This is a genomic window from Wocania ichthyoenteri Th78 (genome assembly GCF_000789235.1).
Classification (GTDB): domain Bacteria; phylum Bacteroidota; class Bacteroidia; order Flavobacteriales; family Flavobacteriaceae; genus Wocania_A; species Wocania_A ichthyoenteri.
Genome location: NZ_KN525716.1, coordinates 2605004 through 2628811 on the forward strand (window position 1 = coordinate 2605004; position 23808 = coordinate 2628811).

The 23808-nt window shown below is 32.1% G+C and carries 23 protein-coding genes; 15 read left to right on the forward strand and 8 right to left on the reverse strand.

The window, feature by feature from the left end:
• Position 1 precedes the first annotated feature (1 nt).
• Together pta and gldA are read right to left on the reverse strand one after the other, a co-directional pair.
• Positions 2-2092, reverse strand: a complete 2091-nt coding sequence (gene pta, locus RG22_RS11230; protein WP_034043228.1) for a phosphate acetyltransferase — start codon at positions 2090-2092, stop codon at positions 2-4.
• Positions 2093-2197: 105 nt separating this feature from the next.
• Positions 2198-3091 (reverse strand): gliding motility-associated ABC transporter ATP-binding subunit GldA, encoded by an 894-nt coding sequence (gene gldA, locus RG22_RS11235; RefSeq protein WP_034043229.1) that lies wholly within the window; start codon positions 3089-3091, stop codon positions 2198-2200.
• 284 nt (positions 3092-3375) lie between these two features.
• Here gldA and RG22_RS11240 point away from each other — a divergent pair, with 284 nt between their 5' ends.
• The 4 genes from RG22_RS11240 to RG22_RS11255 all read left to right on the forward strand — a co-directional run bounded on the left by RG22_RS11240 (position 3376) and on the right by RG22_RS11255 (position 7385).
• Positions 3376-4203: a prephenate dehydratase gene (locus tag RG22_RS11240; protein ID WP_034043230.1), complete on the forward strand. Its 828-nt coding sequence runs from the start codon at positions 3376-3378 to the stop codon at positions 4201-4203.
• Entirely contained in the window at positions 4200-5345 is a 1146-nt protein-coding gene (locus RG22_RS11245) for a pyridoxal phosphate-dependent aminotransferase (protein WP_034043231.1), read from the forward strand. Before RG22_RS11240 ends, RG22_RS11245 begins: the two co-directional genes overlap by 4 nt.
• 94 nt (positions 5346-5439) lie before the next feature.
• On the forward strand, positions 5440-6291 hold the full coding sequence (locus RG22_RS11250; RefSeq protein WP_034043232.1) for a prephenate dehydrogenase: 852 nt from the start codon (positions 5440-5442) through the stop codon (positions 6289-6291).
• 11 nt (positions 6292-6302) lie between these two features.
• A complete protein-coding gene (locus tag RG22_RS11255; RefSeq protein WP_034043234.1) occupies positions 6303-7385 on the forward strand; it encodes a bifunctional 3-deoxy-7-phosphoheptulonate synthase/chorismate mutase type II in 1083 nt (360 codons plus the stop codon).
• A gap of 77 nt (positions 7386-7462) precedes the next feature.
• On the opposite strand, the gene RG22_RS11260 is transcribed toward RG22_RS11255, so the two are convergent.
• Positions 7463-7915, reverse strand: a complete 453-nt coding sequence (locus tag RG22_RS11260; RefSeq protein WP_034043236.1) for a hypothetical protein — start codon at positions 7913-7915, stop codon at positions 7463-7465.
• Between the two features lie 200 nt (positions 7916-8115).
• Here RG22_RS11260 and rsgA point away from each other — a divergent pair, with 200 nt between their 5' ends.
• From rsgA to queA, 8 genes are all read left to right on the forward strand, one after another.
• Positions 8116-9066, forward strand: coding sequence for a ribosome small subunit-dependent GTPase A (rsgA, locus tag RG22_RS11265; protein ID WP_034043238.1), 951 nt, complete (start codon positions 8116-8118; stop codon positions 9064-9066).
• A complete protein-coding gene (gene dtd / locus RG22_RS11270; protein WP_034046015.1) occupies positions 9063-9515 on the forward strand; it encodes a D-aminoacyl-tRNA deacylase in 453 nt (150 codons plus the stop codon). The genes rsgA and dtd overlap by 4 nt, the downstream gene beginning before the upstream one ends.
• Positions 9516-10040 carry a metal-dependent hydrolase gene (locus RG22_RS11275; protein ID WP_034043240.1) on the forward strand — a complete coding sequence of 175 codons (525 nt, stop codon included), beginning with the start codon at positions 9516-9518 and terminating at the stop codon, positions 10038-10040.
• A gap of 77 nt (positions 10041-10117) precedes the next feature.
• Positions 10118-12028: a DUF3857 domain-containing protein gene (locus RG22_RS11280; RefSeq protein WP_052143718.1), complete on the forward strand. Its 1911-nt coding sequence runs from the start codon at positions 10118-10120 to the stop codon at positions 12026-12028.
• A gap of 3 nt (positions 12029-12031) precedes the next feature.
• Positions 12032-14047, forward strand: coding sequence for a transglutaminase domain-containing protein (locus RG22_RS11285; RefSeq protein ID WP_034043242.1), 2016 nt, complete (start codon positions 12032-12034; stop codon positions 14045-14047).
• Positions 14047-14373 carry a nucleotide pyrophosphohydrolase gene (locus RG22_RS11290; RefSeq protein WP_034043244.1) on the forward strand — a complete coding sequence of 109 codons (327 nt, stop codon included), beginning with the start codon at positions 14047-14049 and terminating at the stop codon, positions 14371-14373. Before RG22_RS11285 ends, RG22_RS11290 begins: the two co-directional genes overlap by 1 nt.
• A 34-nt stretch (positions 14374-14407) precedes the next feature.
• Positions 14408-15637 (forward strand): 3-phosphoshikimate 1-carboxyvinyltransferase, encoded by a 1230-nt coding sequence (locus tag RG22_RS11295; RefSeq protein WP_052143719.1) that lies wholly within the window; start codon positions 14408-14410, stop codon positions 15635-15637.
• A gap of 113 nt (positions 15638-15750) precedes the next feature.
• On the forward strand, positions 15751-16800 hold the full coding sequence (queA, locus tag RG22_RS11300) for a tRNA preQ1(34) S-adenosylmethionine ribosyltransferase-isomerase QueA (protein ID WP_034043246.1): 1050 nt from the start codon (positions 15751-15753) through the stop codon (positions 16798-16800).
• Positions 16801-16804: 4 nt separating this feature from the next.
• Here the strand turns inward: queA and RG22_RS17890 are convergent, their stop codons facing one another.
• Positions 16805-16966, reverse strand: a complete 162-nt coding sequence (locus tag RG22_RS17890) for a hypothetical protein (protein WP_156113377.1) — start codon at positions 16964-16966, stop codon at positions 16805-16807.
• Between the two features lie 60 nt (positions 16967-17026).
• Between RG22_RS17890 and rlmN the strand changes: the two genes are divergently transcribed.
• Both rlmN and RG22_RS11310 read left to right on the forward strand, forming a co-directional pair.
• Positions 17027-18067, forward strand: coding sequence for a dual-specificity RNA methyltransferase RlmN (gene rlmN, locus RG22_RS11305; protein ID WP_034043248.1), 1041 nt, complete (start codon positions 17027-17029; stop codon positions 18065-18067).
• Positions 18068-18175: 108 nt separating this feature from the next.
• Positions 18176-19153, forward strand: a complete 978-nt coding sequence (locus tag RG22_RS11310; protein ID WP_034043250.1) for a polyprenyl synthetase family protein — start codon at positions 18176-18178, stop codon at positions 19151-19153.
• Between the two features lie 161 nt (positions 19154-19314).
• Here the strand turns inward: RG22_RS11310 and RG22_RS11315 are convergent, their stop codons facing one another.
• The 4 genes from RG22_RS11315 to RG22_RS11330 form a co-directional block, all read right to left on the reverse strand.
• Positions 19315-20205, reverse strand: a complete 891-nt coding sequence (locus RG22_RS11315) for a DUF4238 domain-containing protein (protein ID WP_034043251.1) — start codon at positions 20203-20205, stop codon at positions 19315-19317.
• 118 nt (positions 20206-20323) lie between these two features.
• Entirely contained in the window at positions 20324-21889 is a 1566-nt protein-coding gene (locus tag RG22_RS11320) for a sulfatase family protein (protein ID WP_034043253.1), read from the reverse strand.
• A 7-nt stretch (positions 21890-21896) separates the two neighbouring features.
• Positions 21897-22493: an FMN-binding negative transcriptional regulator gene (locus RG22_RS11325; protein WP_034043255.1), complete on the reverse strand. Its 597-nt coding sequence runs from the start codon at positions 22491-22493 to the stop codon at positions 21897-21899.
• 5 nt (positions 22494-22498) lie between these two features.
• Positions 22499-22951 carry a DUF1569 domain-containing protein gene (locus tag RG22_RS11330; RefSeq protein ID WP_034043257.1) on the reverse strand — a complete coding sequence of 151 codons (453 nt, stop codon included), beginning with the start codon at positions 22949-22951 and terminating at the stop codon, positions 22499-22501.
• Between the two features lie 151 nt (positions 22952-23102).
• Here RG22_RS11330 and radC point away from each other — a divergent pair, with 151 nt between their 5' ends.
• Entirely contained in the window at positions 23103-23801 is a 699-nt protein-coding gene (gene radC, locus RG22_RS11335) for a RadC family protein (protein ID WP_034043259.1), read from the forward strand.
• Positions 23802-23808: the final 7 nt, after the last annotated feature.

Here is a 23808-nt window from a genome sequence, read left to right on the forward strand (position 1 = left end):
ATTAAAGGTCTTGCGCTTGTATGGCGGTTATTATTACGGTGCTGTAAATATCGTCGGCAGTACAGCCACGGCTTAAATCGTTTACAGGTTTGTTAAGGCCTTGTAGCATAGGGCCAATGGCTAATGCGCCAGTTTCTCGTTGCACCGCTTTATAGGTGTTGTTTCCGGTGTTTAAATCGGGAAAAATAAGCACGCTTGCTTGTCCAGCAACTTCAGAATCTGGTAGTTTGCTTTTTCCAATGCGCATATCTACTGCGGCATCATATTGAATTGGGCCTTCAATTTTTAAATCTGAAACTAGCTTTTTTGCAATTTCTGTAGCTTTTCTAACTTTGTCTACTTCTTCGCCTTTACCAGATGCACCTGATGAATAAGATAGCATGGCTACTTTAGGTTCAATTCCAAAATTTTGAGCTGTTTGTGCGGATGAAATAGCAATTTCTGCTAATTGTTCTGCATTGGGGTTTGGGTTAATAGCGCAATCTCCAAAAACAGAGACACGATCTTCTAAACACATAAAGAATACTGATGATACAATATTAACACCTGGCTTTGTTTTTATAAATTGCAACGCAGGACGCAGCGTGTGTGCTGTGGTATGAATTGCACCAGAAACCATACCATCGGCATGTCCTTTATAAATCATCATAGTGGCAAAGTATGATACATCGGTCATGGCGTCTTTTGCTATATCTAAATTTATGTTTTTATGTTTTCTAAGCTCATGAAATGTGTTTACGTAATCTTCAAAATGAGGTGATTTTAAAGGAGAAACGATGTTTATATTTTCAATATTTAAAGCAATATCAAATTTTTCTAAGCGTTCTTTTATTTTTTCTTCTTCACCAATTAAAGTGATGTCTACCACATGCGCATCAATTAATCTTGCTGTGGCGCGTAGCACACGTTCATCATAACCTTCAGGAAGCACAATGTGTTTTTTGTCTTTTAAAGCACGTTGTAATAAATTGTATTGAAACATTCTAGGGGTGAAAATATCAGATTGAAATGTAATTAAATCATCTGATAATTTATCAGTATCTACATGCTTTTCAAACGTTGCAATCGAGGTTGTGATTTTATCAATATTCTCAGCGTATATTTTAGATTTTATTTTACCAATGGTGTTGGTAACATGAAACGTACCTGCTTTAGCACTAATTATTGGTATTACGCTAGACAATCCTTCGATTAATTTTAAAATAGGTTCTTCAGGAATTAATCCGCCTGTTAAAATAATACCCGATATTTTTGGATAATTTTTAGAAATGTTGGCCTGTAATGCGCCTAAAATAATATCGGCTCTATCGCCTGGGGTAATAACCAAAGCGTTCTCCTTTAAATGCGTTAAGTAGTTGCGTAATTGCATGGCGCCTACGCTAAAGTTGTCAATTTGGTTGTTAATCATGTCTTTACCAAAAAGAATAGTGCCATCTAGCATTTTTAATATTTCTTTTAAAGTAGGACTCGCCAAACTTTTTATTTTAGGAATAACGCTAATATCGGTACCGTTATTAATACGATTTTTTAATTGTGTTTTTAATTCTGAAAGATAATCAGGATTAACTTTATTCGTCATTATAGACAGCACATCAACTTCTTCTTTAAAAGTATCGTGAGCTAACTGTACATTGTCAACAATTTCTTTTACATCTTTTCCATCGCCTTGCGACACAATAATAACAGGTAATCCTAAATTTTTAGAAATTAAGATATTAATATCTAATTCTAAACTAGAATTTTCATGAGAGAAATCGGTGCCTTCAACTAATACAAAATCAAAGCGTTCTTCCAGATATTTATATTTTTTAATAATCTCATCAATAACATCGCCAGATTTTCCTTGGTTGTATAAGTCGAGGACTTCGTTTCTAGTATAAACAAATGTTTTTTTGTAATCAATATCTATATCAAAATAGGAAATCACAGTATTTATATGATTGTCCATTTCTCCATTTTCGGTATCCTCTATTATGGGTCTAAAATAACCTACCTTTGCCGTTTTGCCTAAAAGCATTCGCATTAAACCAAGTACAGCAACAGATTTTCCGCTGTTGGGTTCAATGGTAGCGACATAAATTCCTTTACTCATGTGTTGTTTTTATAGTACAGCAAAGATAGTTTATTGCTTGCTTTTGGAAAGATGATTTTTGTCATGCTTTAATCAATAGCAGTAGTTTAAAAGGAAGAAAGTTTCTTAGCTTGTCAATTCCCTAAACAAACTCTCTAAACTCGCATTCTTTTGATTGAGTTGAAGAATTTTTAATTGATTATCGTGTGCAAAATCAAACACGTAAGAACGCATATCTTCAGAAGTTTTAAACGTAATTTCGTAAACAAAATCATAAGTATTTACAACGCGTTCTGCTTTTGGTAGTTTTAATAAAAAGGCATCTTCAACACGGTAATCGAACTCCACAATAACGGTTTGCTCTTTGCCTTCGCGAAGTTTTTTTAACTTTTTATCGGCAACTATTTCACCTTTATTAATAATAATAACACGGTCGCACATGGCTTCAACCTCTTGCATGATGTGTGTAGATAAAAACACGGTTTTTGTTTTGCCAATATTTTTAATAAGATTTCTAATATCTATTAATTGATTGGGGTCTAACCCCGTTGTAGGTTCGTCTAAAATTAAAACCTCAGGATCGTGCAACAGCGCATTTGCTAAACCGACACGCTGGCGATAGCCTTTTGAGAGTTGCCCAATTTTTTTGTGAATTTCTGGCGTTAAACCAGTAAGTGCAATCACGTCCTCAATACGTTGTTTGGAAACCTTATAAATATTCGCGTTAAAAGCTAAATATTCTCTAATGTACATGTCTAAATATAACGGATTATGCTCTGGTAAGTATCCAATACTTTGCTGAACGCTTTGCGAATTTTCATTTATATCAACCCCATTTACCTTAGCAACCCCATTTGTAGAGTTAACATAAGTGGTTAATATTTTCATCATGGTTGATTTACCTGCGCCATTAGGTCCTAAAAAACCAACAATTTCAGGTTTGTCAACCTTAAAAGTAATATTGTTTAAAGCTTTTTGATTTCCGTAATGTTTTGAAACGCCTTCAACCTCTATAGACATATTTAAAATATTTATTCAAAAATAATGATTATCTAATATTATATTGGTTTTACTGTAAAATCTTTAAAATTTTTAATAAATGCACAAAAAACTATTTGTACAATTTTGATTTCTTAAATAATTAATTACTTTAGCCGCGTAATTAAGACAACAACAATGCATTATACATATTTTAACAACTGGTTTTATTTCTTTTTTAGCAAAAGGAACGAGGCGTTGTATGTATAATTTATAACTATAAATTTTAATATGAGTCTCGATGAAAATCGGGACTTTTTTTATATATGATAAAAACAGTAGCTATACAAGGCGCGAAAGGATCAAATCATCATAAAGTAGCAAGAGACTATTACGGTGAAGATATTTTATTAAAAGAATTTTTGTCTTTTGATGCTTTGGTTGATAGTTTATTAGATAAAACATCTAACCAAGCCATTATGGCTATAGAAAACACGATTGCTGGTTCTATTATTCCTAATTATGCATTAATAGATAAGTATAACCTACACATTTGTGGAGAAAGGTATTTGAATATTCATCATCATTTAATGGCGTTGCCAAATCAGAAAATAGAAGACATAAAGGAAGTGTGTTCGCATCCTATGGCACTGTTACAATGTAAAGAGTTTTTTAAGCAGTATCCACATATTAAATTAGTTGAAGATGTTGATACCGCTGAGGTTGCAAAAAGAATTGAAAAACATCAATTAAAATGTGTTGCAGCAATAGCACCTAAAATTGCAGCAGAAATTTTTGGATTAGAAATTCTTGAAGATGACATTCAAACCATGAAGGATAATTCTACGCGGTTTGTAATTATTCAAACTGAACAACCTAATAATGGTATTGACCAAATAAATAAAGCATCATTGAAATTTCAATTAGATCATAAAAGAGGAAGTTTAGCTGCTATTTTAAATGTATTAAGTGATTGTAAAATGAATTTAACTAAAATTCAATCCTTACCAGTTATTGAAACACCTTGGAAATATGCATTTTTTGTTGATGTGACTTTTGATACTTACGAAAATTATAAAAAAGCAAAATCGATAGTAGAAATTATGGCAACAAAATTTAAGGTTTTAGGAGAATATAAAAATGCAAAGTTATGATTGAAGTTGCTAACCGATTACATACTGTTGAAGAATACTACTTTTCAAAAAAATTAAGAGAAGTTAATACGCTTATTGCAAGTGGAAAATCTATTATTAATTTAGCTATTGGTAGTCCAGATTTGAGACCGCCACAAAAGGTGATTGATGCAATTTCTAATAGTTTGAATGACGCTACAGCACATAAATACCAAAGTTATCAAGGATTGCCAGAATTAAGAGGTGCCATAGCAGATTTTTATAAAGAACATTTTTCTGTTAGTTTAAGCCCTCTTACAGAAGTTTTACCTTTGATTGGAAGTAAGGAAGGGATTATGCATATTTCTATGACCTACTTAAATGCAGGCGATGAAGTTTTAATCCCTAACCCTGGTTACCCCACCTATCAATCGGTTACAAAATTAGTTGGAGCAAAAGGGGTACTCTATGAATTAGATGAAGTAAATAATTGGATGCCAGATTTTGAGGCTTTAGAAAAAAAGGACTTAAGTAAAGTAAAAATGATGTGGGTCACATATCCACACATGCCAACTGGAGCGCAGCCAACAAAGAAATTGTTTGAAGGTTTAGTAGCCTTTGCAAAACGCCATAATATTTTAATAGTTAATGATAATCCGTATAGTTTTATTCTAAACGATTCGCCTAAAAGCATATTGAGTGTCAAAGGTGCAAAAGAGGTATGTTTAGAGCTTAATTCGTTAAGTAAAACTTTTAATATGGCAGGGTGGAGAGTAGGTATGGTTCTTGGAGATAGCGTGCATATTAATAATATTTTAAAGGTTAAGACCAATATGGACTCGGGTATGTTTTATGGCATTCAAAAAGGCGCTATTGAAGCTTTAAAATGCTCAAAGATGTGGTTTAGTACTTTAAATAGTGTATATCAACAACGACGTGATTTAGTTTGGCAATTAGCCGAAGTGTTAAATTGTACTTATGATAAAAAGGCTACGGGACTTTTTGTTTGGGCAAAATTACCAGCGGATGTAAAGTCGGAAGAATTTATAGATTTAATATTGAAAGAGTACCATATTTTTATAACACCTGGAACCATTTTTGGTAGTAAAGGCGAAGGGTATATTAGGTTTTCTTTATGTGCCACAACCGAAGTTTTAGAAGAAGCCATAGCACGAGTGAAATAAGTTGGCAGTAGTAGAGAATGAAAGTAAAAAAAGTAATAGGGTAAAAATTTAATCGTAACAATTCCCTCTCCAAAGGAGAGGGTTAGGGAGAGGAATGAAAAATATATATATAATAGGCGTTGGTTTAATAGGAGGTAGTCTTGCTATTGATATTAAAAAGAATAATCCAGATATGATTATTCATGGTATTAGTAGAAAAGATGCCACATTAGAAATAGCATTGTCACTTAATTTAATTGATAAAAAAGCTACTTTAGATGATATTAAACATGCCGATTTAGTTATCGTTTCTATTCCAGTAGATGCTACGGTAAAATTGTTACCAACTATTTTAGATAAAATTTCGGATAACGGATTGGTTGTAGACGCAGGATCTACCAAAGTAGATATTTGTAAAGTTGTTGAAAATCATCCCAAGCGAAGAAATTTTTTAGCCATGCATCCTATTGCTGGTACAGAACACTCTGGTCCAAGTGCAGCCATTCCAAATTTGTTTGTTGGCAAAACAAATATTATTTGTGAGGTTGAAAAAACAACATTTAAGCTTCAAGAAAAAGCACTAAAATTATTTACAGATATAGGGATGCGTATTCGATACATGAATCCAGAAGCACACGATAAGCATATTGCTTACATGTCGCATTTATCGCATATTAGTTCATTTATGTTAGGTAAAACGGTTATTGAAAAAGAAAAAAATGAACGCGATATTTTTGATATGGCTGGTAGTGGATTTGCGTCAACCGTTCGATTAGCAAAAAGTTCGCCAGAAATGTGGACACCCATTTTTAAACAAAACAAAACCAATGTTATTGAAACATTGGAAGAATATATCACAAATCTCACGCATTTTAAAGAGTTAATGAAACAAGACGATTTTGATGCGATTTTTAACGAGATGAAAGATACCAATTATATAAAAGATATTTTAAATGGAATTAGTTAAGTAGTGAAATTATGGAAAACAAAAAAGAAATGAGAACCTGGTTAGATGATTTAAAATTAGATCATCCTTTAGTAATAGCAGGGCCATGTAGTGCAGAAACCGAAGAGCAAGTATTAAAAATAGCACACGAGCTTAAAGATACAGATGTTAGCTATTTTAGAGCAGGTATATGGAAACCAAGAACACGCCCTGGAATGTTTGAAGGCGTTGGAGCTTTAGGTTTAAAATGGTTGCAAAAGGTAAAAGCAGAAACTGGTATGAAAACAGCAACCGAGGTTGCTAACGCTGCACACGTAAAATTAGCTTTAGAGCATGATATAGATTTATTGTGGATTGGAGCACGTTCTACGGTAAGTCCGTTTATAATGCAAGAAATTGCCGATGCTTTACAAGGTACAGATAAACCTGTATTAATAAAAAACCCTGTAAATCCAGATTTAGCGTTATGGTTAGGTGGTATAGAAAGAATTTACAAAGCAGGTGTTAAAAATATTGGTGCAATACATAGAGGGTTTTCAACTTACGAAAAATCTAAATATAGAAATAATCCAGAATGGCAATTAGCTATTGAGTTTCAAAATAAGTATCCAGACATTGCTTTAATTAACGATCCGTCTCATATTACAGGTAAGAGAGATATGATTTTTGATGTGTCTCAAGCTGCATTAGATTTGAATTTTGATGGGTTAATGATTGAAACTCATTTTGACCCTGATAATGCTTGGAGTGATGCTGCGCAACAAGTAACCCCATCTAATTTAGTACAAATTATGAAGGATTTAAAAATAAGAAAAGAAACAGATTCTGAAACGGAGTATAATAAATCTCTTGATAATTTAAGAGCACAGATTGATGTTGTAGATAATCAAATTATTAGCTTATTAGGCAAGCGTATGGTTGCTGCAGATGGTATTGGAGCACTTAAAAAACAAAAAAACGTTGCCGTTTTACAAAGTAAGCGTTGGAATGAAATTTTAGGAAAAATGGTTTTGGAAGGACAAGACCATGGTTTGAGCGAAGAGTTTATTTTAAAAATGTTTAAAGCTATTCACCAAGAATCTATCAATCATCAAGAGAAGATAATTAATGGATAATTGATTAAAATATATTATAAATTAAAGCCTCATTGAAATAATTATTTCAATGAGGCTTCTATATAAAAAGAATTAAATTATTGTTTATTTCTTTTAAATATATAGCGGGTAATAAAAATACCTTGCCCGTCACCTTTTCCACCTTCACTTTCTACACCACTAGTTACAAAAGCTAATTCCCAGCCTTCTTCAATCATGGTATTTATTTTTGATTCTATTAGGGCATCATTAGCAGCAATGTTTTGAAAACGAATTCCACCTAAATTATAAAAATTTAAAAGTTTAGTTTCATCGAATCCTTTAACTCTTATTTCGCTCCGCTTAGATTTGTTACGAGTATTATCTTCTTCTGTTTGTGTTGAAGTAAACTGTTTGTAATCTTTTGTCTCATTAGCACTAATAATTCTTGAACGCCCTAAGCCATTAGGCACAATAGACTCTACACTAGTTACAATCTTGTACTCTACTTGAGCGGTTGCATCCATAAATGCAAAAAGGCTAATAGCCAAAACAATAAGTAATTTTTTCATGTTGTTGATTATTTGTTAAAATTAAGGTGCTAAAATATAAAATTATCCGATAAAAAGACATTAAATCAGATTAAATGTAGTTTTTAGTATAAATGTAAGATTTTAGGTTGCGTAAAATATTATCAATTTTGTAAAAAGCATTTATATTGAATAGGGGTCATTCAATATAAAAATTGTTATTTTGTGAGATATTTAAATGAATGACAGGACGCATATATAAATCTACAGGGAGTTGGTACACCGTAAAAACTGAATTGGGGGAGACTTACGAATGCCGTATAAAAGGAAAATTCCGTTTAAAAGACATTAAAAGTACCAATCCTATAGCCGTTGGAGATATTGTTGATTTTGAATTGGAAACCGATAATAATCAAGAATCAGGGATTATTCATAAGATACACGACAGGACAAATTACATTGTTAGAAAATCAGTAAACTTATCTAAACAAACACATATTATTTCAGCGAATATCGATTTGGTGTTTTTAATGATTACTATAAACAATCCGCCAACACTAACTAGTTTTATCGATCGTTTTTTGGTTACAGCTAATGCATATTCTATTAAAACAGTTTTGCTTTTTAATAAAATTGATACTTATGACGAAGACACGCTAAATGAAGTTAAGTATTTAGCGCATGTTTACAGAAAAATTGGGTATGAGTGTATTGGTGTCTCTGCTGTTACAGGTAAAAATGTAGACAAGGTAAAAGCTTTAATGCTAGGAAAAGTAAGTATGTTCTCAGGTCATTCAGGAGTTGGTAAATCTACACTTGTAAATGCTATTGAACCTTCATTAAATATCAAAACAAAAGAAATCTCCACACAACACATGCAAGGGCAACATACTACCACTTTTGCAGAAATGTTCGATTTAAGTTTTGATGCCAAAATTATCGATACGCCAGGTATAAAAGGTTTTGGCGTTGTAGATATGGATAAAGAAGAAGTAGGTGACTATTTTCCTGAAATATTCAAATTAAAACAAGATTGTAAATTCAATAATTGCTTGCATATCAAAGAACCAAATTGCGCTGTAAAAAAAGCTTTAGACGATGATGAAATAGCCTTTTCAAGATACAGAAGTTATTTGCAAATTATTGAAGGCGAAGACGAGCATTACAGAACTGATACTTGGGAAAAGGAATGAAAGTAGTGATTCAAAGAGTTTCTAAAGCGAGTGTAACTATTGAAGGTGAAAAAGTAACTTCAATTAAAAGCGGGTTGCTTGTGCTTTTAGGAATTGTAAACGAAGATACTCAAGAAGATATAAAATGGTTAACTAATAAAATAGTAAACCTTCGCATTTTTAGTGATGAAAATGAGGTGATGAACAAATCCCTTATAAATAGTAACGGAGATGTTATTGTAGTGAGTCAATTTACATTACACGCATCAACCAAAAAAGGAAATAGACCTAGTTATATTAAAGCAGCAAAACCAGATGTAGCCATTCCGTTATACAAAGCTTTTATTAATCAGATAGAATTAAATTTAGGTAAAAAAGTACAAACAGGAGCGTTTGGTGCAGATATGAAAGTAGAATTACTAAACGATGGTCCTGTAACTATAATAATAGATTCCAAAAATAAAGAGTAAATGGCTTCAGTTTTTGGGCATAGTGTGGTTGGTTATACTTTGACTAAATTAATTAATACTAAGCATAGTAAATTACTTTTATTAGGTGCTATTTTTTCAACTATATTACCAGATTTTGATGTTATAGGTTTTAAATTTGGAATTCCATATTTGCACCCTTTTGGACATCGCGGATTTACACATTCTATTGTTTTTGCTCTTTTATGGGCACTTGTTTTAATGTTTGCTTTTGGTAGAAAACATAAACTTATTTGGTTTTTAGTCATATTGTTATCCACAATATCGCACGGAGTTTTAGATGCCATGACGAGTGGTGGAGAAGGCGTTGGTTTTTTTATTCCGTTTAATAACAATCGGTTTTTCTTTCCTTTTAGAGAAATAAAAGTATCACCTATTGGTATAGAAAAGTTTTTCTCAGAATGGGGACTACGTGTTATTTTTAGTGAAATAAAGTATATAGTTTTCCCTTGTTTTATTATATTAACTGTAAGAATTTTAATTAAAAAAGCGAGGAGAAATTTCTGAAAATATGATTTTCCTCATATAAATATGGGGTTTGTTCCTTTATATTTATGGCTTTAATCTAGTTAAAAAATCAAACTATGACTCTAAAACCTATTGCGAATATTGTAATGCTATTCGCAACATTAACTGTTTTTTCTCAAGATAGTTTATATTCTAGTTTAACAATTTCTAAAGATTTAAAAGAAAATTCCAATGCTGTTATTAGGCTTAATGAGGTTGTTATTTCGTTAAAATCTTCTAGCGAAATGTCTGTTAAAGAAAAAAGAATTATAACCGTATTAAATAAACAAGGAAACAAAAATATTGATGCCTATGTGCATTACGATAACAATGTAAAAATTAAAACTCTTGAAGTTTTAGCTTTTGATGCTTTTGGTAACGAAATAAAGAAAATAAGAAAGAACGATTTTAAAGATGTTAGTGCTGTAGATGGAGGTACTTTATATTCAGATTCCAGAGTAAAATATTTAGAGTACACACCCATTAATTACCCATATACCATTGAGTTTACTTATGAAACTATTACAGGTAATACAGCTTTCATTCCATCATTTACACCAATTGATGATTATTTTGTTAGTGTAGAAACAAGCTCTTATACTATTAATTATCCTGAGGATATTACCATTAGAAAGAAAGAAAAAAATATTGAAAATATTGAAATTGAAAAAGAAGTTATTGCAGGTCGTATTTTTTATAAAGCTAAAAATTTATCAGCATTTAAACCAGAAGATTATAGTCCGTCAATGGTAGATTTTGCTCCAAAAATTTTATTTGCTTCAAAGCAATTTACTTTAGAAGGCGTAAATACGGTTGTTGAAAATTGGGACGATTTTGCCAAATGGATGTATCACGATTTAATTAAAGTGACCCACGATTTACCAGAAAGCACCATTAGCGACATTCAAAATTTGGTTAAAGATGAAACCAATAATATCGATAAAGCGAAGAAAATATATCAATACGTTCAAGATAAAGTTAGGTATATAAGTGTGCAAGTTGGTATTGGTGGCTGGAAACCTTTTAATGCATCAGAAGTCGATAGGTTAAGCTACGGCGATTGTAAAGCGCTAACAAATTACACCATGTCGCTTTTAAAATCAGCAAATATTGAATCTAATTATAGTGTGGTTTATGCGGGAAGTTCGCAACGAAATATAGAGGAAGATTTTACCTCAATTCAAGGCAATCATGTTATTCTTTCCATTCCGAATGATAACGAAACAATTTGGCTAGAATGCACCAGTCAAGAACTACCCTTTGGCTTTATTGGCGATTTTACCGACAACAGAGACGTATTAGTAATTACGCCCGAAGGCGGAAAAATACAACGTACCAAAAAGTATAATACCAAAGAAAACGCTCAAATTATTAAAGGCAATTATTCGGTTTCAAATGATGGAGTTATTAATGTACATGCAACAGTTAAATCTGAAGGCATTCAATACGACGACAAATATTGGTTAGAATCTGAAACTGAAAGAGATTTAGATAAACACTATAAAAAACGCTGGAGATATATTAATAATATGAATATAGATAATATGGAAATTATTAATGATAAAGACAGCATTGTATTTAACGAAACTTTAAATTTTCAAGCCACAAACTACTCAAAAATAGTAGCTAACAGAATGCTTTTAACGGTTAATGCTTTAAACCGAAATACGCATATTCCAGATAGATATAGAGACAGAAAGTTGCCTTTAAAAATAAAAAGGGGTTTTAAAGATATTGACGAGGTTGAAATTACATTGCCACAAGATTATAAAGTAGAATTGTTACCAAACAAGAAAGTTATAGAAAACAAATTTGGCAGTTATAAATTTGAAGTAATTGTAAAAGATGAAAACACTTTGCTGTATAAAAGAGAATTTGTGGTTAACGATGGCGAATTCCCGAAAGAAGATTACAGTAAATTTAGAACATTTTATAAAGAAGTTTCAAAACAAGATAACACCAAAGTAGCATTAATTAAAAAAGAATAATAAATGAAAAATGTAATTACAACATTAGCAATATTATTTATTTGTCAAATATCTATAGCTCAAGATTATAAATTTGGTAAAGTATCAAAAGAAGAATTACAAGAAAAATATAATCCGTTAGATTCATCTGCAAGTGCAACGTATTTATATAAATACAGAAAAACATTTTTTGAGCATCAAAAAGAAAAAGGCTTTCAGTTAATAACCGAAGTACACGAACGTGTAAAAATATATAATAAAGAAGGGTTTGATTATGCTACAAAAGCTATAAATTTATATAAAAGTGGTTCGCATCAAGAAAACGCAAGAGGTTTAAAAGCTTATACTTATAATTTAGTTGATGGAACAATTGAAGACACCAAACTTAAAAAAGACGGTATTTTTAAAACAGAAAAATCAAAATACCATAACGAAACTAAATTTACAATGCCTAATATTAAAGAAGGTTCGGTTGTAGAATACGAGTATAAAATTATATCTCCTTTTTATTCAAATGTAGATGAGTTTCGTTTACAGCATGCTATTCCAATTAAAAAATTAGAAGCCCAATTTCAAGCTCCTGAGTATTACAATTTTAAAGTGAATATGAAAGGGTTTTTACAAGTTATTCCAAAAATAGAAAATAAAAGAGATAAACTTCAATATAAGAATAAAGTGCCTATAAGTGAGAATAAAGCATTGGACGCTAGTACTCATTATCGATCGGGAGAAATTGAGTTTACTAAAATAGTATCATCTTATAGTTTAGAAAATATCCCAGCTTTAAAAGAAGAGCCTTATGTAAATAATATAAACAATTATAGGTCTTCCGTTAAATACGAGTTATCTTATGTTAAAATGCCACAATCTACAATAGAGTACTATTCAACCACTTGGGAAGATGTGGTTAAAACCATATACAAAAGCTCTAGTTTTGGTGCAGAGCTAGACAAATCTGGATATTATGAAGATGATATAGACGCGCTTATAAGTGCCGTTTCAGATCCAAAAGCAAGAGTGGCATTAATTTTTGATTTTGTAAAATCTAGAGTAAAATGGAATACATATTACGGCAAATATACTAGTGGTGGCGTTAGAAAAGCATACAAAGAACAAGTTGGTAATGTTGCAGAAATTAATTTGATGCTCACCTCCATGTTGCGTTATGCAGGTTTAGAAGCAAACCCCGTTTTAGTGAGTACACGGCAAAACGGAATTCCACTATTTCCAACACGAGAAGGCTATAATTATGTCGTTTCTTGTGTTGAACTGCCAACAGGTCATGTGTTGTTAGATGCGACCAATAAATACGGTTCTCCAAATATATTACCATACAGAACGTTAAATTGGGAAGGAAGAATTATTAAAAAAGACGGAACTTCTAGTTTAATTAATTTATATCCTAGCGAAAATTCTAAAACCTCAATTTTAATGATGGCAGATTTATCTGAAGAAGGTGATTTAGAAGGTAATTTCAGAAGTGTTAAAACAAACCATAAAGCTTTATCATACAGAGAAAGATATAATAATGCTAATGAAGATGATTTTTTAGAGCAACTTGAAAACAAACACGATGGTTTAGAAATTTCGGATTTTAAAGTAGCAAATGCTGTTGAGTTGTCTAAACCAGTCATGGAATCGTATAAGTTTTTTAAAGAAAGTCAAGCCGATATTATAGGCGATAAAATATATTTTTCACCTTTATTTTTTTTAAGAACAAAAGAAAATCCTTTTAAATTAGAAAAAAGAGAATTCCCAGTAGATTTTGGTTACCCATCTTCAAGCACATACAGAATAACAATTAACTTGCCAGAAGGCTATAAAGTGGAGTCGATACCAGAAGGTACTGCTTTAGTTTTACCAGATGATTTAGGAATGTTTAAATATATATTATCTCAAAAGGGATCAACAATACAGTTATTAATAGACGCTAAAATGAATACATCAATTATATCGCCTTTATATTATGAAACTTTAAAAGCGTATTTTAAACAACTCATAGAAAAAGAAAACGAACAGATAGTTTTAACCAAAGTATAATGGATATTAAAAACGCACAAAAAATAGTTGACGATTGGATTAACCAACACGGTGTACGTTACTTTAACGAACTTACCAATATGGCACAACTTACCGAAGAGGTTGGCGAAGTAGCTCGAATTATAGCACGTCGTTATGGCGAACAAAGTGAAAAAGAAAGCGATAAAGACAAAGATTTAGGCGAAGAATTAGCTGATGTTTTGTTTGTAGTGTTGTGTTTAGCAAACCAAACAGGCGTAGATTTACAAAACGCATTTGATAAAAGAATGGATAAGAAAGCAAAACGCGACCACGATAGGCATCATAATAACGAAAAATTAAAGTAAATTTGCAAGCTTTAAGAAGCAAGACAATTTTACAATGAGTAGTATTACCCTTCATAAATCAGAAATAGGAAATAGTAAATCTGAAATTATAATAACAGGTTCTAAAAGTGAATCTAATAGATTATTACTATTAAAAGCATTATACCCAGAGATACGTTTAGAAAATGTTTCAAAATCAGATGATAGTCAACTAATGACAAAAGCATTGACTTCATCATCTAATATTGTAGATATCCATCATGCAGGAACTGCTATGCGATTTTTAACAGCCTATTTTTCTATTCAAAAAGGAGGAGAAGTAACCCTTACAGGCTCTAAAAGAATGAAAGAACGACCAATTAAAATTTTGGTTGATGCTTTACAAGATTTAGGAGCAGATATAAGTTATGTGGAAAATGAAGGCTTTCCTCCAATAAAAATAAAAGGGAATAAGTTAACTAAAAATAAAGTATCGCTAAAAGCTAATGTAAGCAGTCAATATATTTCTGCTTTATTATTAATAGCGTCAAAACTTGAAAATGGAATTGAGTTAACCTTAGAGGGCGAAATCACTTCAGTTCCATATATAAAAATGACATTGAGTTTATTAGATGAAATAGGTATTGAATCCTCTTTTGTAAATAACACCATTATAGTAAAACCCAAAACCCAAAACCTAACACCTAAAACCCTAACAGTAGAATCAGATTGGTCTTCGGCATCGTACTATTTTAGTATTGTAGCATTAAGCGAAGTAGGTACCGAAATTACATTATCATCATATAAAGAAAACTCACTGCAAGGTGATTCTGCTTTAGTTAATATTTATAAAGAATTTGGGGTTGAAACTACATTTTTAAATAATACAATCATCTTAAAAAAGGAAGCCCAAAACCTAACACCTAAAACCTTTAACTTAATAAACGCTCCAGATATTGCACAAACTATTGCTGTAACCTGTTTTGCATTAGGAGTTCCTTGCGATTTAAAAGGGCTTCATACGCTTAAAATAAAAGAAACTGATAGGTTAGTAGCTTTAAAAACCGAAATTGAAAAATTAGGAGGAAAGGTAGATATAACAAACGATTCATTGCTTTTGCATGCTTCTAAATCAATAAAAGAAATGATTTCAATTGAAACTTATCACGATCATAGAATGGCAATGGCTTTTGCGCCTTTAGCATTAAAAACTTCAATTATTATAGAAGATGCCATGGTAGTATCAAAGTCTTATCCAACGTTTTGGGACGATTTAAAATCTATCGGATTCAAAATATCTGAATAATAATCACTCATTTACTTGACAAGGCCTATGCTCAGATTGTATATTTGCAGCCGTTTGTAATTTTTAGAGTATTGATTATAAACAATTAAACATATAATAAATAAACGTTTTCAATGAAATTATCACACTTTGGGTTTAATTTACCAGACGAATTATTAGCAGAATATCCAGCAGAGAATAGAGACGAATCGCGTTTAATGGTTTTAAACAGAAAAGAGCAAACCATCGAGCACAAAATGTTTAAAGATCTTATTGGTTATTTTGATCAAGACGATGTTATGATTCTTAATAATACTAAAGTGTTTCCTGCTAGATTGTACGGTAATAAAGAAAAAACTGGAGCTAGAATTGAAGTGTTTTTATTGAGAGAATTAAACGAAGAACAACGCCTTTGGGATGTTTTAGTAGATCCTGCAAGAAAAATAAGGATTGGTAATAAACTATACTTTGGTGATGACGATACTTTAGTAGCCGAGGTTATAGATAACACCACATCAAGAGGGCGTACTTTACGTTTTTTATATGATGGATCGTATACTGAGTTCCGTAGAAAACTAACAGAACTAGGAGAAACACCACTTCCAAAATACATTAAAAGAGATGTTGAGCCAGAAGACGAAGACCGTTACCAAACTATTTTCGCTAAAAACGAAGGTGCCGTTGCAGCTCCAACTGCTGGATTGCATTTTTCTAAACATTTATTAAAACGTTTAGAAATTAAAGGTGTTGATTTTGCCGAAGTAACACTTCACGTAGGTTTAGGAACTTTTAACCCTGTTGAGGTTGAAGATTTATCTAAGCACAAAATGGATAGCGAAGAGTTAAAAATAGATGATAAAGCAGTAAGCATTGTAAATAACGCATTGAAAAATAAAAAACGTGTTTGCGCAGTAGGTACAACGGCTATGCGCGCCATAGAAAGTGCAGTATCATCAAGCGGAAAGCTAAATGAATTTGATGGTTGGACCAATAAATTTATTTTCCCACCATACGATTTTAGTATCGCAAATTGTATGATTACAAACTTTCATACACCAAAATCTACATTGTTAATGATGGCTTCTGCATTTGCAGGTCACGATTTTATAAAAAAGGCCTATGACGAAGCCGTAAAAGAAAAATATAAGTTTTATAGCTACGGCGATGCCATGTTAATCATATAAATACTTAAAAGCCTTGTTTTTTACAAGGCTTTTTCTTGTGCTGAACTTGTTTCAGTATCTCAATTTTTTGGGCATTCCCCAAAAGGGTCGGGCTTTCCGCTATATCTTTTTCTCGTGCCTCAAAAAAGGATGCCGCATCAATCCCTAATGCTAATCCTAACTCCAATTAAAAATCGTCTGTCGTAATTCGTCAATCGGAATTCCTTTCACTATTTTTGCAAAACTTATGACAGATAAGAAAAAAGACATACGCGCATTAACCAAAGAACAATTAAGAGATTTCTTTGTAAAGCAAGGTGATAAAGCCTTTAGAGGCAATCAAGTTTATGAATGGCTATGGCAAAAATCTGCACATACTTTCGAAGATATGACTAATGTTTCAAAAGAAACACGTCAAATGCTCGAAGATAACTTTGTAATTAATCACATAAAAGTAGATACCATGCAGCGTAGTAGCGATGGTACAGTTAAAAATGCAGTACGTTTGCACGATGGATTAATTGTTGAATCTGTTTTAATTCCAACAGCAACCCGAACAACAGCCTGTGTGTCAAGTCAAGTAGGCTGTAGTTTAGATTGTAAGTTTTGTGCCACTGCACGTTTAAAGCGCATGCGTAATTTAAACCCAGACGAAATTTACGACCAAGTGGTTGCTATTGATAACGAAAGTAGGTTATACCACAATCGTCCGTTAAGTAATATTGTATTTATGGGTATGGGCGAACCATTAATGAATTATAACAACGTTATTAAAGCTATCGATAAAATTACATCGCCCGAAGGTTTAGGGATGTCGCCAAAGCGAATTACAGTTTCAACTTCTGGAGTGCCAAAAATGATTAAAAAAATGGCGGATGATGCCGTTAAATTTAATTTAGCTGTATCACTACATTCAGCTATCGATGAAGTTCGAACTGCCATTATGCCTTTTAACGAAACATTTCCTTTAAAAGATTTAAAAGAGTCTTTAGAATATTGGTACGAAAAAACAAATCGTAAAATAAGTTATGAATATGTAATTTGGAAAGGTATAAACGATGCTCAAAAAGATATTGATGCTTTTGTAAAGTTTTGCAAATATGTGCCTTGTAAAGTTAATATTATAGAGTACAACCCCATTGATGATGGCGATTTTCAACAAGCAACAAACGAAGCCTTAGAAAACTACATTGATACCTTAGAAAAAAACAGAATAGTGGTTAATGTGCGCCGAAGCAGAGGTAAAGATATTGATGCGGCTTGCGGTCAATTAGCCAATAAAAGTTAATCAAATTGTCATTCCCGTGTGTCACACTGAGCTTGTCGAAGTGAAGGCGGGAATCTCTTCAATATATCTCTCATATTTTCATTTGAAATATTATCTTTGAATCTTCAAATGAAAATAGTAGAACAAATAAAGCAGCCTATAGCCTACGAAATGGATCTTTTCGAGCAGAAGTTCCAACTTTCTATGTCTAGTAAAGTCGCTTTACTTAATAGAATTACGCATTACATTGTTAACCGAAAAGGGAAACAAATGCGTCCTATGTTTGTGTTTTTGGTATCTAAAATGGTGTCGAATGGCGAAGTAAGTGAGCGTACTTACAGAGGCGCATCAGTTATTGAGTTGATTCACACAGCTACTTTGGTACACGATGATGTGGTGGACGATAGTAACCGCCGTCGAGGTTTCTTCTCTATAAACGCGCTTTGGAAAAATAAAATAGCCGTTTTAATTGGCGATTATTTACTCTCTAAAGGCTTGTTGTTGTCTATTGATAATAACGATTTCGATTTACTTAAAATCATTTCTATTGCCGTTCGTGAAATGAGTGAGGGTGAACTGCTTCAAATAGAAAAGGCACGCAAACTAGATATTACAGAAGCCATTTATTACGAGATTATTCGTCAAAAAACAGCAACACTTATTGCGGCGTGTTGTAGTTTAGGTGCAGCATCTGTAAAACCAGATTCTAAAGATGTTGAAACCATGCGAAAGTTTGGTGAGCTTATTGGGATGGCATTTCAAATAAAAGACGATTTGTTTGATTATGGAGACACACAAATAGGTAAGCCAACAGGAATTGATATTAAGGAACAAAAAATGACGTTGCCTTTAATTTATGTGCTCAATCAAGCTTCAAAGAAAGATAAACGTTGGCTAATCAATTCTATTAAAAATCATAATAAAGATACCAAACGCGTTAAAGAAGTGATTGCCTTTGTTAAAGCTAATAGTGGTTTAGATTATGCTGTTGGTAAGATGAAACAATTTCAAACAGAAGCTTTACAACTATTGGAAACTTACCCAGATTCTGAATATAAAAGTTCACTAAAACTTATGGTGAATTATGTTATAGAAAGGAAAAAATAATTAGTTTTTAAGTAGTTCGTTTAACGTGTTCGTGTATGGTTCAGTTGCGTTGGTTAGGAACTAAGTTAGCAAAATAGAACGAACTAGAGGAAATTCCGAAGGAATTTCCAAGTAGGCTATAATCAAGCAATTGATTATACACGTCTTTGTTGGCAGCTGTATTAATCAAAAAGTTGGAATAATTTCTTTTTTAAATAATCAACTGCTTCTGGTTTATCATATTTTTTCTTTATGCATAAATTGGCAATTGTCTCAAGATAATTAAAATCTGGTCCAGCAACATACTTATCGGATTGTAGAAAGATTAGCATATCTGTCATCACCTTATCTTCTCCCGAAATAGCCTTAATTGATTTTCCTTTGGTATGAACAATTGATGTTGATTTTGATAATTGGAAAATTAATTCTGAATCATAAATTGATTTTACGTCTTTGTCTCTTAATATAACAGGATTATCACTGATTAAATGAAAACTTCCATTACCTGATGAACTGTAACTTTTCCAATTGTCAGTAGTTAGATAAGTCTCATTTTTCATGAAATCTGCAATTGCTTTCATAATTTTGACGGACTGAATGAATGCTGGCTCACTTTTAAATTTCTCAAAAGAGTCATCTGCATTAACACTTACCTCTCCAGTTTCGGTATTAATTATATTTAGAAAGAAATCTTCTTTCTTTGAATTTTTAATAAGTTCCTCGATTTCAGAGTCTCTTACAGGTAATGATGCGTGTAGAATTCCAATGTAATGTATTACGTGAAAAAGATCTGTCAGATTAAATTCTCTATCATCGATATTTTGTGTAAATCTTTTGTAAACTGGCGCAAATTTGTTTTCACAATTTCCATACAACTTTTCTACGAAATCAGTTAGTTCATTTTTTGCTCTGAAAGTGTTTCTATTCCATTCGAAAAAAATTTGTTTTGGGCTTTTCATTAATGGCTCCATTGCCATTTTCTCTTTGTTGAAAACTGCTACTTTTCCATCAGAATTCGTGAAACCTCTGATAATAAATTCTGGAATGTAGTGATGTCTTTCGGATTTTGTCAATGGTTAATAGATATTGCTGCCAATGCTCAATTGATATGAAATCGTTTTAATGTTTTATATCAGCAGTTAAACGAAATTATGCTTTTTTTCTGACAAAGTCAAGTTTGTATAATATAGATTATTCAATAAATTTTATTTGTTTCCAATCAAATGAAATCGAATCATTTTGTTGAGGTTTTCCAGGTGTACTTCGTCCTTCAATAATATATTTGGTAAGTAAGGATTTTAATTCTTCTACTTTCTCGGGATTCAATGCTATTACATTATGAGTTTCACTCGGATCTTTTTCTAAATTATAAAGCTGATATTTAGGTAAAGAATCGATAGCTGTTTTATCATCTGGTCGTGGAAAACTCCAACCACCAGAACCTGCACACATAATAAGTTTCCATTCGTCTTTTCTAATAGCAAAACTTCCGTTAATGGAATGATGAATGGTTGCTTCTCTAAACGGCTTACTAAGTTTTTCTTGATTGAATATTGGCATTAAACTATAGCTGTCTTCGGCTTCGTCGTCTAAGAGTTTGTATCCAGAAATTTCGGCACAAGTTGCCATAAAATCTGTTGTACAAATAGTTTCATTTGAAGTGATACCTTTTTTTATGTTTTTCGGCCATTTAACAATAAAAGGCACATGATGTCCGCCTTCGTAAATATCAGCCTTATGTCCGCGATATATGTAACTCGGGTTATGATTTTTAGCTTTTAAAATTTCAAAATCTGCTTGTGGAGAACATCCGTTATCACTTGTAAAAATAATAATGGTGTTATTTTCAATTCCAGCTTCTTTTATAGTTTTGGTAAGTTGACCCATATAAGCATCAATAAGCATCATAAAATCTGCATATGGATTTAAATTGCTTTTACCCAACCACTCTTCAGTTGGTAAAATGGGTGTATGTGGTGATGGTAGCGCTAGATATAAGAAAAATGGATTATCATCTTTAGCTTTTTCGGTGATGTATTCAAATGATTTTCTAAAGAAATTAGGCGTAACATCATCATGAATAAAATCTTTTGAAGTTGGTCCTTTTCGCCACCAAGTATATTTACCGGTATCAACAGTAACAGAATCTGGAACCATAGTAATATTTCCGTTTTCAACATATACATATGGCGCCATATCTAACGAACCAGAATGCCCGTAAGCATAAGTAAAACCTAAATCGTTTGGGCCATTTTTTATGGGCTTAGTAAAATCTATATTATCAAAATCTTTGGCATTCCAACCACTTCCAAGCATAGAATCCTTGTGTTTCAATGTCCAGTCCCAACCTAAATGCCATTTCCCTATAAATGCGGTGTGGTAACCTTGTTTTTTTAATATGGAAGCTACTGTGCTTCTTGAGTTTGGAATTAATGCTTTTGATGTTCCTGTAAGCACACCGCTTTTTAATGTACTTCTCCAATTGTATCGACCTGTTAAAATACCGTATCGTGTTGGTGTACAAACGGCTGATGAGGTATGCGCATCTGTAAACTTGATGCCTTCGCTAACTAATTGATCAATATTTGGTGTTTTTATTTTTCCGTTTTCATTAAAGCTAGATATATCGCCGTAGCCTAAATCGTCTGCTAAAACATAAATAATGTTTGGTTTTTGCTCTACTTTCTTTATTGGTTTATTGCAACCTATAATATTAAAGAGTATGAAAAAAAGTAGAACTAGTACGGAGTTCTTCATGTTGTTTCTAGTTAAATACTTTACTTAAAAAAGATTCAATATTAGATTTGTTGGCACGTATAAGTTCAGCTTTCGCATTAACGATATCGCTCTTTTTTTTGTCTTGAGAGAGTTTAAATTTGCCTTCCCAATCGGTAATATCAATCTCAAAACCTTTAATGTAATTAATTAAACCGTGCATTCGTGGATTATCTGTTTTTAGTTTGAATTTATGGTCTGGAGCTTCAAGTAAATTAGTCATATCTACTAAGCTTTGTTTAACTTTTTCTTCATCGTTTACTTGGGTTACTGTACCTTTTATATGCACTTTTATGTAATTCCAAGTTGGGAATTGCGAGGTTGTATAAATACTTGGAGAAATGTAGCATTGCGGTCCTGAAAAAATAATAGTTACTGGGTTATTATCTTTAAGTAATTCTGTTTGAGGGTTATATTTGTCTATATGTCCAATTAGTTTTCCGCTTTCATTATAAACTAAAGGGATATGCGTTACCATAGGTACATTGTTTTTTACAGAAATAACAGTTGCTAAAGGATAAGTTTTAATCACTTCAATCATGTGATTAATATCGGATTCTTGATGGTGTTTTGGTGGGTAATTCATAACTATTAAACACCGAATTGAGTTAAGTGATGATCTAAATGTTTGTATTGCATTTTGCCCCATTGCTCAGTAGTAAAATCTCCAAAAAGCGGATGGGTAGGCCAACTTGTTTTTTCTTTTAATTGTGAAAATTGATTAATAACATGTATTAATTTTTCTTTTTGACTTAGAAATTCTTGGGTATCAATTATTCTAAATTCTCTTACGGTTCCTAAATTTTTCTGCCAAGGTTTATCATTGTACATGGCAGATTTAAAAAGCTTAAGCATAAGTTTTTTTGCAAAACCAATTTTTGTATTTAATTGTAAGGTGCCATTGGCAACTTCTAATGGTTTTTGGCAATGGGTAAGCATTTGAGCAACATCCATCTTACCCCAATTGGGTTGCAGTGTTTCATTTAAGTTTTGTATTCTGCTTAAAATGATTTGCTGAGTTTCAGTTTCAAATAAAGACTTCATATTTCATATTTTAATTGCACTCGAAATTTACAATAATTATAGTTGCTCTGATATAGTTAATAGTATATCTTTTCTGTCTAAGGTAATCTACTCTATAATTTTCTTCGTTTTCTTATAAAACAAAAATGAAAAAATTATGTAGATTTATCAAATGTCTGAAAAACCATCATCATTTTCAATAAAAAATTGGGCGCAAGATGACCAGCCTCGCGAGAAATTACTCTATAAAGGTAAGTCAGCTTTAAGTGATGCTGAGTTAGTCGCTATTTTAATTGGTTCGGGTAACAGAGAAGAGAGTGCCGTGGCATTATGCAAACGTATTTTGGCAAGTACAGGTAATAATTTAAGCGAGTTAGGGAAGTTATCTGTTGAACAATTAATGGAATTTAAAGGTATTGGAGAAGCGAAAGCCATAACTATTACTGCTGCGATGGAATTAGGGCGACGACGACGAGGAGAAGATGCTTTGGAGAAAAATAAAATTACGTCCAGCACGTCGGTTTTCGAATTGATGCAACCTATTATTGGTGAATTGCAACACGAAGAATTTTGGATTATTTATATGAATAATTCTAATAAAGTGATTCAAAAGAATCAATTAAGTAAAGGCGGTATTACAGGTACTTTGGTAGATGTACGTTTGGTGCTTAAAAATGCATTGCAGCTAGGGGCCACAGGTTTAATTTTAACTCATAATCATCCATCTGGAACCTTAAAACCTAGTGAAGCCGATAAACAAATCACTCAAAAATTAAAAGCAGCAGCTGAAAGTTTAGATATAAAAGTGCTAGATCACTTAATTATAACAGAAAAAGCATACTTTAGTTTTGCTGATGAAGCATTTCTTTAGAAATGCG